Origin of the sequence: Paraburkholderia metrosideri (assembly GCF_904848625.1) — a bacterium.
Classification (GTDB): Bacteria; Pseudomonadota; Gammaproteobacteria; order Burkholderiales; family Burkholderiaceae; genus Paraburkholderia; species Paraburkholderia metrosideri.
This window is the reverse complement of sequence record NZ_CAJHCP010000013.1, coordinates 115822-132794: the sequence shown is the minus strand read 5'-3', so window position 1 is coordinate 132794 and position 16973 is coordinate 115822. Positions and strand designations below refer to the sequence as shown.

14 protein-coding genes are annotated in these 16973 nt (G+C 58.8%); 9 read left to right on the top strand and 5 right to left on the bottom strand.

The features are described from left to right. Window positions 1-27: 27 nt before the first annotated feature. Genes LMG28727_RS26560 through LMG28727_RS26550 form a run of 3 tightly spaced genes read left to right on the top strand, consistent with a single transcriptional unit; the run spans window position 28 to window position 5595 of the window. Entirely contained in the window at window positions 28-2541 is a 2514-nt protein-coding gene (locus LMG28727_RS26560) for a type VI secretion system Vgr family protein (RefSeq protein ID WP_201645282.1), read from the top strand. A gap of 2 nt (window positions 2542-2543) precedes the next feature. Further along, on the top strand, window positions 2544-4967 hold the full coding sequence (locus LMG28727_RS26555) for a M23 family metallopeptidase (protein ID WP_201645281.1): 2424 nt from the start codon (window positions 2544-2546) through the stop codon (window positions 4965-4967). Between the two features lie 10 nt (window positions 4968-4977). After that, the gene (locus LMG28727_RS26550) at window positions 4978-5595 is read left to right on the top strand and encodes a hypothetical protein (protein WP_201645279.1); all 618 of its coding nucleotides are present in this window, start codon (window positions 4978-4980) and stop codon (window positions 5593-5595) included. 821 nt (window positions 5596-6416) lie between these two features. On the opposite strand, the gene LMG28727_RS26545 is transcribed toward LMG28727_RS26550, so the two are convergent. The 4 genes from LMG28727_RS26545 to LMG28727_RS26530 all read right to left on the bottom strand — a co-directional run bounded on the left by LMG28727_RS26545 (window position 6417) and on the right by LMG28727_RS26530 (window position 8488). Continuing rightward, on the bottom strand, window positions 6417-7316 hold the full coding sequence (locus LMG28727_RS26545) for a LysR family transcriptional regulator (RefSeq protein ID WP_201645278.1): 900 nt from the start codon (window positions 7314-7316) through the stop codon (window positions 6417-6419). Between the two features lie 24 nt (window positions 7317-7340). After that, complete coding sequence (locus LMG28727_RS26540; protein ID WP_201645277.1) at window positions 7341-7499, bottom strand: hypothetical protein; 159 nt, start codon at window positions 7497-7499, stop codon at window positions 7341-7343. Window positions 7500-7625: 126 nt separating this feature from the next. Then, window positions 7626-7925 carry an ArsR/SmtB family transcription factor gene (locus LMG28727_RS26535; protein WP_201645275.1) on the bottom strand — a complete coding sequence of 100 codons (300 nt, stop codon included), beginning with the start codon at window positions 7923-7925 and terminating at the stop codon, window positions 7626-7628. 65 nt (window positions 7926-7990) lie between these two features. Next, window positions 7991-8488 (bottom strand): DJ-1/PfpI family protein, encoded by a 498-nt coding sequence (locus tag LMG28727_RS26530; protein ID WP_268960549.1) that lies wholly within the window; start codon window positions 8486-8488, stop codon window positions 7991-7993. Window positions 8489-8997: 509 nt separating this feature from the next. On the opposite strand from LMG28727_RS26530, the gene LMG28727_RS26525 reads away from it, so the two are divergent. Together LMG28727_RS26525 and mug are read left to right on the top strand one after the other, a co-directional pair. Beyond that, window positions 8998-10008, top strand: coding sequence for a GlxA family transcriptional regulator (locus LMG28727_RS26525; RefSeq protein WP_201645273.1), 1011 nt, complete (start codon window positions 8998-9000; stop codon window positions 10006-10008). Further along, a complete protein-coding gene (mug, locus tag LMG28727_RS26520) occupies window positions 10005-10550 on the top strand; it encodes a G/U mismatch-specific DNA glycosylase (RefSeq protein ID WP_201645272.1) in 546 nt (181 codons plus the stop codon). Before LMG28727_RS26525 ends, mug begins: the two co-directional genes overlap by 4 nt. Here the strand turns inward: mug and LMG28727_RS26515 are convergent. Next, window positions 10511-11443 (bottom strand): LysR family transcriptional regulator, encoded by a 933-nt coding sequence (locus tag LMG28727_RS26515; protein WP_201645271.1) that lies wholly within the window; start codon window positions 11441-11443, stop codon window positions 10511-10513. The two genes, mug and LMG28727_RS26515, sit on opposite strands and share 40 nt — an antisense overlap. Window positions 11444-11883: 440 nt before the next feature. Here LMG28727_RS26515 and LMG28727_RS26510 point away from each other — a divergent pair, with 440 nt between their 5' ends. The 4 genes from LMG28727_RS26510 (at window position 11884) to LMG28727_RS26495 (ending at window position 16915) form a co-directional block, all read left to right on the top strand. Continuing rightward, complete coding sequence (locus LMG28727_RS26510) at window positions 11884-12558, top strand: antibiotic biosynthesis monooxygenase family protein (protein ID WP_201645269.1); 675 nt, start codon at window positions 11884-11886, stop codon at window positions 12556-12558. A gap of 134 nt (window positions 12559-12692) precedes the next feature. After that, window positions 12693-14312: an MFS transporter gene (locus LMG28727_RS26505; protein ID WP_201645268.1), complete on the top strand. Its 1620-nt coding sequence runs from the start codon at window positions 12693-12695 to the stop codon at window positions 14310-14312. A gap of 12 nt (window positions 14313-14324) precedes the next feature. Continuing rightward, the gene (locus tag LMG28727_RS26500) at window positions 14325-15401 is read left to right on the top strand and encodes an HlyD family secretion protein (protein ID WP_201645267.1); all 1077 of its coding nucleotides are present in this window, start codon (window positions 14325-14327) and stop codon (window positions 15399-15401) included. Beyond that, window positions 15398-16915, top strand: a complete 1518-nt coding sequence (locus LMG28727_RS26495) for an efflux transporter outer membrane subunit (RefSeq protein ID WP_201645265.1) — start codon at window positions 15398-15400, stop codon at window positions 16913-16915. Before LMG28727_RS26500 ends, LMG28727_RS26495 begins: the two co-directional genes overlap by 4 nt. Window positions 16916-16973 lie beyond the last annotated feature (58 nt).

Below are 16973 nucleotides of genomic sequence, written 5' to 3'. Positions count from 1 at the left end.
CTTTTCCGAACGCTTACGGAGTGACCGATGTCCTGGCTTGATCAACCCCGCACGCTGGAGATTACCAGCGCGGCCCTGCCGAAGTGGCGGGGCGAAAGCATCTTAACCGTGTCGCGCCTGACGGGCACCGAGAAGCTCGGCAAGCTTTACGACTACACCGTCGAAATCGCGACGAAGGACGATATCGGCCTGACCGTGCAGGAGGCGAGGGATAGGGTCCTGGTGGACGAGCTGGTCGGTAAGCAACTGACGGTGAAGATCGCCATCGAGGGAAGCGGCACCTACGAGGCCGGAAAAATCGGGGTGGCGCCGTCGATGAATGTCGGCGCGGACGTGCGCGAGATCACCGGTCTGATCGTATCGGCGCAGTGCGTGGGCGCGGATACGCGGCGGGCGTTCTACCGGCTCCGGATTCGCCCATGGCTCTGGCTGGCGACCCTGAACAAGGACTCCAGACTCTTCCAGGACAAGACCGTTGTGGAAATCTCCGACACGATCCTAAAGAAGTATTCGTTTCCCTACGACCTGCGCCTCGCAGGTCCCGGCTTTGGGCGGCAGTATCCGAAGCGGGACTACCAGCGCATGTTCTGGGAATCGGACTGGGCTTATCTCAATCGCCTGTGGCAGGAATGGGGCATCGCGTTTTTCTTTCAGGGTCCCACGCTCGTGCTGTGCGATTCGACCGCGGCGTACAAAAAGCACGGTCCGGCCTATGAGACGCTCCGGTACCAGGACCGGGACGGCCAGCGTATCGACGAGGAACACGTCTACCAGTTCGAGATTGCGCGTGTGCTGACCACAGGCAAGGTCTGCGTCACCGACTACGACTATACGCAGTCGCGCGCGAACCTCGCCGCGAGGGACTCGGACTATCGCGAGCGCGCCAACGACAACATCGAGCACTATGCGTGGGGGGACTACTCGCAGCCGCTTGCCGGGGCAATGGGCACAGCGGCGCCGCCCAATGAGGTCGACTTCGAAGGCGAGCACCTGGCACGGGTGCGCCTGGAGGCAAAGCGGGCGAAGAGCCTGCGCGGCCATGGCCGCGGCAACATCCGCGGGCTGATGGTGGGTCGCACGTTCCACCTCGAAGGCTATCCGCTCGAACCGGGCAACGGCGAATACCTGGTCGTCGCGACAAAGATCGAGATCGTCAATAGCGACACAGTGACGAACCGCGGTGCGCTGCAACCGCAGTACACGTGCGACACGCGCTTCACGGTACAACCCGCCAACACGTATTTCCGTACGCCGCAGAAGGCGAAGAAGCCACGTTCGCACGGCGAGGTGGCGATTGTGACGGGGTATTCGGATTCCAAAATCTGGACCGACAAGTATGGCCGCGCGAAGGTCTGGTTCCCGTGGGACCGGGAGGGCCAGCAGAACCAGGACTCGAGCTGCTGGGTGCGGGTGTCCTCGCCATGGCAGGGGGCGAATTACGGGGCGATCTACATTCCGCGCGTGGGCCATGAGGTTGTCATCGGCTACCACGACAACGACCCGGACAAGCCCTATATCGCCGGGCGGCACGTGAACCAGTTCCATGAGCCGCCATGGCCGCTGCCTGCGAACCAGGCGCTCTCCGGCTGGATGAGCGAGGACCTCGAAGGGCCGACGACCAACAGCGTCGTGACCGACGACACACCCGGCAAGCTCCAGGTGCAGGTGACGAGCGACCACGCGCAATCGCGTCTGGTGCTGGGCAGCAACACGCGCATCGACCGGCGCAAGGGGCGAAGTGAGGCACGCGGCGAAGGCTTTGAGTTGGCGACTGAGGCACATGGGGTCGCCCGTGCGAACCGGGGCATGCTGGTGACGACCGAGACGCGCAAAGGTGCGGGTGCGCCCGTCAAGGATATGGACGAGACGGCGCAGCGGCTGACGCAGGCGCGGGCGCTGCACGAGGACATGGCGCAGTTCGCGCAGCGGCACAAGGCGCAGGATACGCAGGTGACCCAGAGCGACGCGACGGCGGATATGAAAGCGCAGAACGACGCGATCAGGGGCGGCGCGAGAAGCACCGCGAACCCGTCACCGGAGATGCTGCGTCCCGACCTCTTGCTGGCGAGTGCTGCGGGCATCGCAGCGACGGCCACCGACAGCATGCACCTGGCAAGCCAGAACGATCACGCCATCACGGCGGGCCGCGACGTGAGCATTGCGGCGGGCCGTTCGTTGCTCTCGTCGGTGCGCGGGGTCATCTCGTTCGTGGCGGGTCGCGGCATTCGCCTGTTTGCGGCGAAGGGCAAGGTCGAGATTCAGGCGCAGGGAGACGCGATGGCGCTCGCCGCACTGAGGGATCTGACCATCAGCAGTACGGACGGCAGGATTGTTATCAACTCGGCCAAGGAAGTCTGGATTGGTGCAGGCGGTTCGTACATCCAGATCAACGGTAGCGGCATTGTCAACGGGACGCCGGGGTATATCCATGAGAAGACGGCGGAGTGGGACAAGCGGGGAGCTGATTCGAAGCGTGTGCCGTTACCGACGATGCCCCAGGGTGACTTAAGAACGACCAGCCTTTATCCGCAATCACGCTAACCATGATTATCAGCCCTCCCTTTCTGCCGCAGTCTGGCCTGGCTTCCAGCGATGAGACGGACACAGATCCGATGATGACGGCTGTCGAGGCATTGGAGCCCGGCTACCACGGTGTTTTCCCCGTTACGTTTGACCGGCGCTGGCACGGCGGCATCCACTTGGTGCCGGGTAGTCCGGATGAACCCGTGCGTGCCATCGCGGATGGCGAGGTCGTCGCCTACCGCGTCAGCCAGAATCCCATTTCAGATGGTCACATTGACGAATCGACAGGACAGGAAGCACTGAATACCAATAACGGGTTCGTGCTGCTTCGTCACGTCACCGATACGGGAGACGGGCGCACCATCACGTTCTATTCGCTCTACATGCACCTGCTCGATCTGACGGCCCACCAGACACTTGGCGCGCAGCAGCCTGTGACCTCGTCACAGGATACGTCGCCCACCGTGCTTGCGGCATGGCTACTCCAGGCGGGTGATGGAGTCAGGCAGGGCAACGGCAACAAGGTTCATCGAAAGGATATTCTCGGCCATTGGGGGCAGTCGCAAGGCCTGCGACATCTGCACTTCGAAATCTTCATGACCGGGGAGGACTTCACCGCGTGGTTGGATCAGTCCCGGCATTCCGTCCAGCTCGGCGAAAAGCATCCGGTGCAGCCCACATCGGATGACTGGTGGGGGCACGCCTACTTTGTGATTCCCGCCACGGCGGAATTCGTCGCTCGCCCCGGGACGCCGCATGACGATCCTTGGTTTCCTGTGCTGAGCGCGGGCAAGTTGCCCAATGACAGGAGCAAGCTGTATGTCGAGGCGTACTTCCACAAAGGGCAGCGCTATACGCGCGCGTGGCTGGACGAAAATGGTGACGGCAATTGCGTACTGCTGACGCCTCAGCCGGTGAAAGATAACTTCTCCGACTACGAATACAAGCTCTATGAGCGGGCGCTGGCGTTCTATTCAACCTGTCCGAGTGACGGGTACGAACTGCTGCGCTTTGGGCGTATCCTCACGCCGTCTCCCACACTGAACTCGGCCCAGGAGAAAGCGACCTGGGTTGCCGTACCGTTCGATGCGAATGGTACCCAGGCCTACGTGGATATCAGCAGAACATCCGTCATCAAGCTCTCGGATGCGGACTTCCCTTTCTTTACTGGTTGGCAGAAGATCGATAGCAATAATGCACCGCTGGATGCCAATGGCCTGTTCAGCTACCGCCGGTTGCGGCAGCTTATTGGCGACGCGATGGCGACCGCATACGACGTATCACAGGATGACCCGAAGTTCAGTCTGGACGATCAGTTCACTCATTACGTGCAGGGCAATGACACCGTTCGCAGCGGCATGGCCGGTTTCGTCTGCCATACCAGCAGCGAATGGGACCCGGTCAACAACGATCAGCGATATCAGGATTTGGACAAGCCGGACGGGTATTTTGGAAAGTGCGAGGACACCGACCCGGACGGTTATGAGAGGTTTAGCGGTTTTCTGAAAAAACTTCAGTTCATGGACCAGATACCCTCACTTGCTGGAGGGAAAAAATTCTGGTTCTTTCATCCGCTTGCGTTTATCCGGCACTTTAGGAAATGCGGGTGGCTGAGTCAAGATGAGTTTAAACAAATCTACTCAGATAGGCGCTACAGCAGGCACCAGCAGCCCACGCCTGACCAATTGCGTGCCACCTACTTGAATCCGCTTAATTTGGCGACACGAAAATTTGGCTTAACGTCTCAGGCGCGGCTTGCTCATTTTCTTGGGCAAGGCGCGGTTGAAAGCGCATGGCTAACGTCGATGCAGGAAACAAGTATGCTTGGCCAACTCCAGAGTAATGGATTTCACGGGACGGTCATTAATGCTGCGTCGACAGCTTTGGAGTCCACGGTGGGGCATTGGTACGGCCAGATTCCCGCTGAGGACGATGCTTGGTTTCGCTCAACAAAGTTCAACAGCCACGCAACGCGGATCACGGGTTCTTACGACTGGCGGAATGGCAACTGCGATCGGGAAGATGCCCAGAAGTTCCGGGGACGGGGTTTCAAGCAGCTAACTGGGCGCAGCAACTACGCAGACTACTGGACATTCAAGGGTTGGATTTCGGGTGCATCGTTTACTGCATCATGGTGGACTGACCCGGCATATCTTGCCCACAACCGTAGCGACATGACGAAAATCCCTGCGATGGTCAATGACCCTCAGAGAGTCGCCCTTCCTGAGAACTGTCTGGATAGCGCGGGATTTTATTTGCGATTCGAAAGGCCATACCTAGCCAGACATATCGATCAGGATTCACCGCAGATGGCCATTTCTGATGTGGACAAGCAAAAAGAGCAGCAAGTTTCTCGCGATATCACACATGCAATTAATGGTGGCTATATAGACTGGGATCGACGTCTTGATTATACCCGTTCTGCTAAAAACATCATTTCGTGAGAACTCGCAAATGCCTAAAATCGGTTTGAATATGTTTGTGTTGACATCGGTCTTTGTCTGGGGAACCGGCTATGCGGATGACACCTACCAAGTGGCTGGTTCCTCACTGAAAATTGACAGTTCCAGAATGTGCTTGCTTGACAGGCCCCCACTTTACGCAGTTGAGAGCTTCGATGGATCGGCAGTCATGGTCTCCGAAACGGGGTATGTCGCAAAACAGGAACTGGCTCACTGTCAGGCGGGACGAGCGGTGCACGTCCTCTCGATCCCCTCGAATGTGGGCGTACTATCCGACATAAATCTCTCGAAGGGTATTTATGTCGCCCTTGATTTTGTCAGCGCGCAGCCATTTACCTATCTGGCTACCGTCGCCCGTATCGGGTCGTCACGAAACCTTGTCTCGGTAAGGGGCGCGTATGTTGCTGGCCGGAAACTCAGTGAACTGAAGAAGTCCGCGTTTGGCGGTAGTGGTGAGGCGGGGACGGCGATCCTTTCCCCCACCGGACGCTATGTCGCGCCAACCGGGCAAATTGACTGTTCGCAAGACGCCCAACCGGGAGTGTGGGATATCCCGGGCAATCGACGGGTCGTTGCGACCGATGATGCTTGCGCGGCGCTCTTTAAATAGAGATGCCCCTGCAAATGCATTTTCGACCCCCGGCTCTATTGTCGGACATATTATTGATTTTCCCGCCGCACACGAGCATGAATACGATGAATCTAATCCGTTTAGGAAATGCGGGGGCTAAGTGTTGCAGAACTCGCTCGAATAATACCTCATGCATCCAAAAAAATTGCGCGCTACGTGAATCTCGGATGCGGACTTCCCTTTCTTTACTGGTTGGCAGAAGATCGATAGCGAAAATGCACCACTGGATGCCAATGGCCTGTTCAGCTACCGCCGTTTACGGCAGCTTGTTGGCGACGCGACGGCGACCGCATACGACGTATCACAGGATGACCCGAAGTTCAGTCTGGACGATCTGCGCACTCGTTACGTGCAGCGCAATGACAGCGTTCGCAGCGGCATGGCCGGGCGATCTCCCTGCATCATGCTCACTCCTCTGAGCGTCAATCCGAAACGATAAGAATACGCGGCACCCTCTCATGAAAAAGCTTTTCTATTTTTGTCTGCTAATCTATTTTTTTTATCAAAAATTGCTGTAGGACAAGTCGAGACCCTTGTCAATATCGGAATTGGTGGATCTGAATATCAATTCCTGTGTGAAGGTGAGGAGGGGACATCCCGTATAACGGTGAAAAAAATTACCTCGGCAATACGAGAGAATCGATAGTATTCGAAAAAAATCTGGAGCAGACGGATGATTGTAGTCTGGGCACTTGGACTGTAGATCCGCCCAACCCTCAATCTTCGGGGATTCGCCTCTTGACAGTTAATCAAAGTCAGCCGGGGCTAAATGCTCAAATGCTTGTTTTTTCTGTTGCCAACTACATGTTAGCCCTGAAACACTCGATGAAGTATTCCGCCGCTTCGGTTTGAATGTATTGCTGCCTCTGAAACATACCTGCCTGTAGCACAGGAAGAGTCTCCCGTATTTTTATTTGAACAAGGTTGTAACGTTCGAATTGGATATCTGCAAATTTCTTTGTAAAAACCCCAATAAAATCCATCTTTCCAAAAATCTCCAATGCCGTCGCTACGTTATCGCAGTGAACCGGGCGCGCGGGCACCTTCAATCCAAACCTAGAAAAGTCGTTTTTAAGAGATAGCTCAACTGAATCGGAGCCTTCAAATGGAATCAGCCATTCGGCATCGATTAATTCACTGAGAGATTTTGCATGCACAAGTGGATGGGGGGCCCGCGCTCCAACAATTAGAGGGAGATCAACCTCTGCCAATCTCTCGATGTCGTCGGGAAGCGGGAAAAAATACGGTGCGGTCAATATCGTCGCGAAATCGAATTTCCCACCTGCCAGACCGTCAATTAACGCATCCCGTCCAGAGATTTCCGTTATTCTCACCTGGACGCTGGGCATTTTCTCCCGAAACTGCCGTAACGCATAAGGGAGAACGGTGAAGACAATTGCGGAAGAAACAGCGATCGAAACCATGCCACCCCTCCGATTCTGCAAACTGGCCATTTCTTCGTTTATTCGATCCAGATCGGCGAGAATTGCACGACCTCGCTGATGCAGCAGCGCGCCCAGAGCCGTGACTTCAACGCCTTTTGTCTTCCGTACCAACAGTGGGCCACCGAAAATCTCTTCGAGATCGCGTAGGGTCATTGAAACAGCAGGCTGGGAAATGCCTAGCGCTGATGCGCCCCGATGGATACTTTTTGATTCAACAACGGCAATGAACGTTCGAAGCTGATTGAGTTTCATCATATGGACATCCATATCGCGAAGGCATCAACCGCTTAATTCCGCTTTTGACGCAAGGAAGAAGCGCAGCCAGGCTTCGGCCCGATCGAGCGCGAAGCCGTACCAGATCTCAACATAGCAGATCTTTTTTACAACCTTGAAATTAGAGATTTCACGACGAGCATCGCCTCGCTTCTCGCCAAACATCGTGGGAAATAGTCCATAAAAACGGCATTGATAAGATCGTTTAATTTTGTCGAAAGTGAGCGCCCTGTTCGGGAGAAAATTGTATGAAAAATCGCGTACGCGCCGACCAACCAACGCAGTCAACGGCTACAGGTGCGCACCGAGTTGCGCGGTAAAGCCACGAATAACTTCCTCGTTGCGCGTCACAAACAGCCACTGGCTGACGCGGGTGGCCACGAGTAGCCGCGCTTCGATCAATGCCGTGACATGTGCCGATACGGTAGGTTGCGACAGGCCACTGAGCGCGAGAATGGCATGCAAAGGTACTCCGCGCCCAACATCGACATAGTCCCGCCTGAAGTATTGATTGGGCGTCTTTAACCACTTCAGGACGTCGCGGCGAAACGGATTCGCGAGTGCCTTGTAAATCAGATTTTCATCGATCATGGAATGAGGAGACCTGGCTAATGGAAGCCCGACCTGCGAGCACTGATTGCCGCATCCAGGCAGGTTCAAAATCGTATCCAGCTGCACTGCCGCGATAGTGACTTCGCAACGCCTAACGCGGTCTCTTCTCCGAGGTCCTCACTGACCAGCAACAGAGCCATTTCGATACTGTCAGTTGCACCTCGCGACGAGTAGAGTTTTCCATCGCGCAAACAGCGTCGATCGACAAGGCCGGCTCGCGCGACCAGACGGGCCCCGTTGGATACCGACGCGAGCCTTCGGACGCTACGGCCCGCGTCACTGAGCCAGTCCACGAGTTCGTGATGTTTTCGACCCGGGTCGACGTCCGAAGCACCCGGTACGACGACGAGGTCGAATGAAGGGAGGCCATCCCGTAAGCATTCCGTCGTGTCGACCGAAATGCCATTCGAGCATTGAACCGGGCCCGGTGACGGACCAACGAGATGCTGTTCATACACCGTTTCACCGCACAGGCGATTCGTCTCGTGAAAGACATCCATCGGCCCGCTCACTTCGAGCATCCGGGAGCCTGTGTACAGCATCAGTGCTACATGCATATGCTGTCACTCCGGGATTCCGTTGCTGACGAACGGCCGTGCCTGTGTGGCAGGCATCCGGTAATCATCCGATATGGCATACGTGGGGGTTTTTCAACATGATGAAAACGTCGTTGCGCATAGTCGCGAAGCAACCCGGTCCACGAATTCTGATGAACCGGATGTCGTGGTGTTCGGGTGTTCCAGTCTAGTCAGTCCGCCCGGACGCGCAAATACGCGGGTACGTCGGTACCCGGCCAAACAGCATCAGATTTGTGCCAGCGCCCCGCTGGGGCCGAGCCCCATGCCATGTGCGGGGGCACTTCCCCCGGCCGGGCTTTCATTACACAGACGCAAAAGTCTTGTGCCAGCTGGTGTGTCACCGTTTTAGGCACATTGCGGTAGTCTTGGCCATTGCTCTGCAATACCGGTTAGTCGGCCTGGCCAGTCCTTGGGGTCTTGCCAGGTAGATCACCGGTATGGAACGGGCTCATTTACTCCATCAAGGTCACGGCATGAAAGTCGCCATTGTTATATTCGATGGTGTGCAGGCGCTCGATGTGGCGGGCCCTCTCGACGTATTTGCGGAAGCGAACACGCTCCTCTCCGAGCAGCAAAAATACGAGGTCTCGCTCGTAGGACCGCGATCCGGCCCGGTGGTCTGCTCGAACGGGATGCAACTTTCGGTGCCGTTTGGCTATGCGGATGTCGACACCCAATGTGACCTGTTACTGGTCGCCGGCGGTCCCCAGCTTCCCAACACGCAGCCGCCTTCTGAGTTCCTGACCTGGTTGAAAAAGCAGGCTCGCGACTCGACACGGTTTGGTTCCGTGTGCAATGGGGCATTCGTTCTTGCGCACGCGGGACTACTCGATGGCAAAGACGTGACAACACATTGGGCGGACGCCGGGCGGCTGGCGCACGAGTTTCCGCAGGTGTGTGTTAAGCCCGACAAAATTTTCGTCCGTGATGGGCGTCTCTTCACGTCCGCAGGCGTAACGGCGGGTATCGACCTGTGTCTGTCGCTTGTCGCGGAAGACTGGGGACATGAACTGGCCGTGCGTGTTGCGAAGCGCCTGGTTGTTTATATCCAGCGCGAAGGGGGCCAGTCCCAGTACAGTCCGTATATCGGCGCGGGCCGCGATGAAGATCCGATTATCGGCAAAATCCATCGCTATGTGACCGAGCATATAACCGACGCGCTGTCGATCGAACAACTCGCACGCGCGGTGGCGGTAAGCCGACGGACCTTCTCGCGGCTGTTCATGAAGTATGCAAACGTCACGCCGTCGGTGTTCGTCGAGCAGGTGCGCGTCGACACCGCGAGGAAGCTGCTCGAAGAGTCGGACGCACCGCTCAAGACGGTGGCATTCAAATGCGGGTTTCGCAGCGCCACGCATATGCGGACGACTTTCTCCCGGCGGCTGGATCTCACACCTAAACAATACCGGCAGCGATTCCGTGGTGATGCAGCGAGTCAGCCGCGAGTCGATAAGATTGCGCAACAACGACTGGCCACGCAATGAGCGAAACCTTGGTGACGTCTGTCGACACGGGGCGCGGTCTTCCCGACCTTCTCGCGCCCGGCTTGTCAGTAGTATTTTGCGGCATCAATCCGGGCGTCCGCGCGGCGTCGACAGGGCACCACTTCGAAGGCAGAGGCAATCGCTTCTGGCGGGTTCTTCATCTCGCGGGCTTTACGCCGGAACTGATTCGCCCCGAAGACGATCGCACGATTCTTCGCTACGGCTGCGGCCTCACCACGGTGGTCGCGCGCGCGACCGCACAGGCCGCCGAGTTGTCGCGAGAAGAGATCGAAATGGCCGGAGCGACGTTTCGGGCGAAGATCAGCCATTACGCGCCGCATCACGTCGTGTTTCTCGGCAAGATGGCGATCTCCGCTTTGTCGGGTTCGCGGGATATCCAATGGGGGCCACAGGTCGACCTGTTCGGCGGCGTGCGCGCGTGGGTCGTGCCGAATCCGAGCGGACTGAACCGTGCGTTCGATCTGGCTGCGCTCGTGACCGCCTATCGCGAGGTTCGTACCGCGGTCGTGTCCATGCCCTGAAGGTGGGCGTTTTCGCGCAACGGGCCGGTCACGAACTCGACGAACGCGCGAATCTTGCCGCTGCTGCTTCGCCGCTCCACGTGCAGCAGATTCACCGGAATCGACTCGGGCTCGAATGACGACAGAACGGGCTTGAGCTTACCCGCGAGTACTTCCGGCGCCGCCTGATACGACAGCAGCTGGATGATGCCGACGCCGTCGACAGCGGCAAGAACCGCAGCAGCGCCGAGGTCCACAATCATTCGGGGTTGCAGTCTGACGGGCAGCCTGCTCCCGGCTTCGTAAAATACCCACTCGAGCGGAAGCGACACACCCGTGAACGACACGCAATAGTGATTGTTCAGGTCCCTTGGGTGGAGCGGTTCGCCATGCTCGGCGAGATAGGCGGGCGCAGCGTACGTGCGACGTTGCACGAAGCCCAACGGAATGGCGAATGTCGACGAATTTCCAAGATGACCGACGCGGATTGCGATATCCACGCCTTCCTCCAGCAGTCGGGTCGTTCGATCGACATACACGGCATTGACGCGGACGTCCGGATAGCGCAGCGCGAACGCGTTGACCAAAGGAGCCACGTAGCGCTGACCGAACAGCACCGGGGCGGATATGGTCAACGTACCGACCGGATTGAGTCGATCGGCTGCAATGGTCGCCTCGGCATCGGTGATAGTGTCCAGCACCTTTCTGCACGCTTCGAGGTATGAGACGCCGGCGTCCGTCGAACGGACCGACCTCGTCGTGCGGGCAAGCAGACGTGTCCCCAGACGGCTCTCTAGCGAGTTGATCGCGCGCGAGACCGCACCGGCTGACATGCCTACTTTTTCGGCTGCGCCGGTGAAGCTGCCTTGATCGATGATGGCGACGAAGATCTCCATTTCACGCAGTTTTTCCATTCTCTTGCCCTCTGTTTAGCGCGCCCGTGCTACGGCATCCGCGCGGCCTCATTCTATGCGCTGCGATCGGACGGGTGACGACTCGCTGGCCCGTTTGGCCCAAAGAAACCACGGATTGTCCTTCGCGGATTCATCTTCAGATATCGGCGCGGTGGCGCTCCATTTTCCTGCTTTCGAAGTGATCACCTTCGCGCTCTGAAAGAGACTTTTTCCAGCGGCGAAGGTGATTAGCACGCTGATGGCCCATTGGCAGAATTCATTCATTTATTGGCCCGAAAACCAACTAGCGAGAACTCGATCAATCGGGGCTAACCCGGATAATCACTTCACGCACCAGATGTCGTTCACGCACTCAAGAATCTGCTCGTAGCGCTGACGTTGCACGTTCAACACGTTGTCTATCGTCAGGTCATGTAGCCAATCAAACGCAGGAGGTAATCATGTTTTCCGCAATGCTCGAAGTGAATCCCATACCCGCACAATTCGATGCCTATCTCGGCATGGCCAAAATGCTGCGCCCGGAACTCGAGAAGATCGACGGCTTTATCGACAACACCCGTTACGGCAGTCTCACTCGTGAAGGGTGGCTTCTTTCACTGTCCAGTTGGCGCGACGAGAAGTCACTCGTGCGGTGGCGCACCACGACTTCGCATCACAAGATACAGCAAGCCGCACGGGACCGCGTATTCGCCGACTACCGCTTGCGGATCGGCCAGATCGTCAGCGATAGCCAGTTGCCCGCGGGCGAAGTGTTACGTGAGCAGAGCCTCGATGTGACGGAAACGGGCCGTGGCACGGCCGTGATGCTGCTCGACGCGAAATGCTCGCCGGAATGGGTCACGCAGGCCGGAGCCGAAGCGGTCGCGAATTCGCTGGGAATCGATACGAACGCACCGGGTCTCGTCTCGTGGGATGTATTCGACGCACTGCTGACGCCGGGCGACGTGATCGTGGTGGCGACGTGGCGCGACCATCAGGCGGTCGAGGCGTTCGAACAGGCTCGGGTGACGGCCGATGGTTCGCGCCGCCGCAACATCCGCATCATCCGCGAATACGGGATGTTCGACCGCCGCGAAGCACCGCAGTACTTCGAAGAGCTACATCCGAAGGCGTGAGCTGAGCGCATTCCACGATCGATGTGAAGGATCTTTGCTTCTTTGCTTCCTTGCTTCTTTGCTTCCTTGCTGTCAGGCAGCGCACGGAAAGACCTTCAGATGCCCAATCGAACACGACGAGCAACGGAGCCATCATGAACCCAGGCAATCTTCAGGCGAGCGGATCGGCAACGCTGGTTGACGAGCCATCGCCAGCTGCCGCCTCTGTGCCGGCGGCGCCTGCCCAGCCGGCAGCCAAACCGGCCGTGCTATCGGTACGCCTCGCGGGCGGTCTGATCGGCATGTTGCTGGCGTCGCTGCTGGCCATTCTCAATGAACAGGTCACCGCGCTCTCGCTGCCCGACATTCAGGGTGCGCTCTCGATCGGTCACGACGACGGAACGTGGCTGACCGCGTTGTTCGAAGCCGCCAACGTGGCGACGATGGTGTTCGCGCCGTGGTTCGGGATCACGTTCACGCTCAAGCGGTTTACGATCGGCGCGGTGCTCGCGACGATGCTGTTCGGGTTTCTGTGCCCGTTGGCGCCGAACCTGCCGATTCTTTATCTGTTGCGTGTGCTGCAAGGAATCGCAGGCGGGTGTCTGCCGCCCATGTTGATCATCGTGGCGCTGCGTTATCTGCCGCCCAAAGTGAAGCTATACGGACTTGCAGGTTATGCGCTCACGGCCACCTTCGGACCCGCGCTCGGCACGCCGCTCGCGGCGCTGTGGACCGAGTACGCCGGCTGGCAAATGGCGTTCTGGCAGATCGTGCCGCTGGGCCTCATCAGCTGTGTGGCGATCCAGCAGGGCTTGCCCGCTGACCCGCTGAAACTCGAGCGTCTCCGGGCATTCAACTGGAGCGGCTTTGTCACCGGCTTTCCAGCCGTCGCGATGCTGGTGATCGGCTTGTTGCAAGGCGATCGCCTCGACTGGCTCGACTCCAGTTTCATTCGCGTGATGTTCGTGGGTGGCGCAATACTGCTGGCGACATTCCTCGTCAACGAATGGTTTCATCCATTGCCGTTTTTCAAGCTGCAGATGCTGTCGCGCCGCAACTTCGCGCATGGACTCACCACGCTGGCGGGCGCGGTGATCCTGCTGGTCGGCGTGGCTGCGATACCCGGCCAGTATCTGGCCAGGGTGCACGGTTACAGGCCGCTGCAAACCGCGCCTCTGTCGTTGCTGGTCGCGTTGCCGCTACTCTTCGTGCTGCCGCTCACGGCGGCCGTTCTGAACCTGCGCCGCGTCGATCACCGTTGGGTCATGGCCATCGGCCTGTGTCTGATGATCACGACGTGCGTGATGGGCAGCTTCATCACGTCCGAGTGGATCCGCAACAATTTCTACTGGCTCCAGTCATTGCAGATCGTCGCGCAACCCATGGTGATCCTCGCGATCCTGATGGGTGTGACGACCGGCTTGCCACCCACCGACGGTCCGTTTGCGTCGGCGATGTTCAACTCGCTCAAGACTTTTTCCGCTGCGGTGGCGACGGGTCTCATCGAAGGACTGGGTACGGATCGCGAACGCCTCCATTCGAACATGCTCGTCGATCATCTGGGCAATCACCCGCTCGTGACGAGCCAAAGTCTCGGCTCGGCGCATAGCCTCGGTGAACTCGCGCACCGGATCCACGTGCAGGCAGTGGTCCTGACGTCGGCGGATCTCTATCGGGTGATGGCCGTCGTCGCCGTTGCTCTTCTTTTTCTCGTGCCAGTGCTGCCCGTGCGTATTTATCCGCCGTGGTGCACCACGCCCCCTTCTTCTCGTTAAGGGACGGTAATCATGTCATCTGTTGCTCGATCTCCTGTCAGGATTATTTCCGTGGCCGCCGCCGTTGTCGCGGTCGGTGTCGGCGTCTGGGCCTGTTCGAGCCTGTCAGATAGCTCGACGACCGAATCGACGAACGACGCTTACATCGAGGCCGATTTCACGCTCGTGGCGCCGCGCGTCGCAGGTCAGATTGCCGGCGTATTCGTCGAAGATAACCAGTCGGTCAAGGCCGGACAATTACTGGTACGTATCGACGATCGCGATTTCAAAGCCGCCTTGTCGAGCGCGGAAGCGGACGTGGCCGCAGCGAAAGCGTCCGTCGCGAATGACGATGCCGAGATTGCGCGACAGCCTTCGCTCGTCGAGCAGGCGCGCGCCACGCTCAGATCTGACGAGGCATCGGTCAGCTTCGCGCGTGCCAATGCCGCGCGATACCAGAACCTCTCGGACGCGGGAGCCGGAACGACTCAGGAGCAGCAGCACGCTGCGAGCACGCTCGCCGAGCAACTTGCCCAGCAGGCGCACGACGGAGCAGTGCTGGCATCGACCGAGCAATACCTGAACGTGTTGAATACGCAGCGCGACAAGGCCGCGGGTGCACTCGCGCGCGCCGAAGCGGCGCTCGACCAAGCCAGGCTGAATCTGTCCTACACGGAGATTCGCGCGGCGGTCGACGGCAAGGTTGGGCGGCGTTCGGCGCGAGTGGGTGCGTTCGTCACGCCCGGCACCCCGGTGCTGGCGATCGTGCCGCTATCCGATGCCTATGTGGTTGCCAACTTTCAGGAGAACCAGATCACCCACATGCGGCCCGGCGAAAGCGTACGCATCAAGGTCGACAGCCTTCCCGGCGTGACCATTCACGGCCGCGTCGATAGTCTTGCGCCTGCAACCGGCGTGGCCTTTGCACCTATCGCACCGGATAACGCGACGGGCAACTTCACGAAAGTGGTTCAGCGCGTGCCTGTGAAGATCGCCATCGATCCAGGTCAGGAAGCCGCGTCAGAGCTAAGCGTGGGGCTGTCTGTCGAAACGGAAGTGGCGGTCGGCCGGTATAGCGACGCGCCTATAAAGGGAGCAACTGGAAAATGAACCCGACCGACTTTTCGTTCCGCGCAATCGCACTCGAATTGCTGGCCTGCCTCGTGATGGCAGGTTGCACCGTCGGCCCGGATTTCGAACGCCCGGTTTCGGCCACCCCGCAGGTTTTCGATCGTACCCAGGCGGCGCAAGCGGCTAGCAAGGCGGTCGAATCGGACTTCAATACGCAATGGTGGACACTGTTCGACGATCCCACGCTGAGCGCGTTGGAACAACAACTGGCCGATGCGAATCTCGATGTCGCCGCGGCTTCGGCGCGTCTGCGGCAAAGCCGTGCCGAACAGCGCGTAGCCGGTGCGGCGGAATATCCCACGCTCGATGGCGCCGCGTCATACAACCGCGAGCGTGGCAGTCCAAACGGCATTCTGGGCCTGCTTGGGGTCAGCCCGACCGCGAGCCAGTCGCAATCCGCCTCGGGTGCGACGCCCCTTGGCGTCGCACCGCTGCCGGGCTCCTCGGGCTCGCCCGCTTACAACCTCTATCAGGCTGGCTTCGACACATCGTGGGAACTCGATATCTGGGGCGGCGTTCGGCGGGGTGTCGAAGCGGCGTCGGCCTCGGCGGATGCTTCATACGAGGATCGAAACGCCGTTCTGCTCTCGGCTCGTGCCGAACTCGCGAGAGACTATATCGAGTTGCGCGAAACACAGTCGCTTCTGCGGATAGCGAGAGAGAACCTCGAGATTGCCCGCAATACCACGAAGCTCACCCAGATACGGGCGCGTGAGGGCGTCACCACCGATCTGGACGTGGCCAATGCGTCCGCGCAGGCGGCCTCGATCGAAAGTCTGATTCCGACGCTGGAATCGCGATGCGAGACCACGATCAACGCAATTGGCGTGCTACTCGCGCAGGAGCCGGGCGCGCTCCAGCAAACGCTCGGCGAAGCGCACGATGTGCCGGCACTGCCCGCGCAGGTGCCGATCGGATTTCCGTCCGAACTTGTGCAACGCAGACCCGATATCAGAAGAGCGGAAGCGCAGCTGCATGCGGCCACGGCCTCGATCGGCATGGCCAAAGCGGACTTTTATCCGCGCATATCGCTGAATGGCAGTGCGGGGTTTCAGAGTCTGCAACTGTCGAGTCTCGCCAACTGGGCGTCGGGACAGTTCGTGGTCGGTCCTTCCATCACGATGCCGATTTTCGAGGGCGGGCGCCTCAAGGGAACGCTGCATTTGCGCGAGGCGCAACAACAGGAAGCCGCCATCGTCTATCGGCACACGGTACTGGACGCGTGGCGCCAGGTGGACGATTCGCTGGTTGTCTACGATGCCGAGCAGTTGCGTCGGGACCGGTTGTCCGCCGTGGTCGCGCTGAACCAGCGCGCACTCTCGATAGCGCAGCAGCGCTACAAGGGCGGCGCGCTCGACTATCTCGACGTGCTGAACGTGCAGAAGCAACTGCTCGACGCACAGAGCAACCTCGAACAGAGCAAGGCGACGGCGGCCACGAATTTAATTACCCTTTGTAAGGCACTCGGCGGCGGCTGGCAATCGACTTATTGAACAAACCGATTTCTCGCGATAACTCGAGGACATCCGTCAAATCAGGCGCTGAAAACCT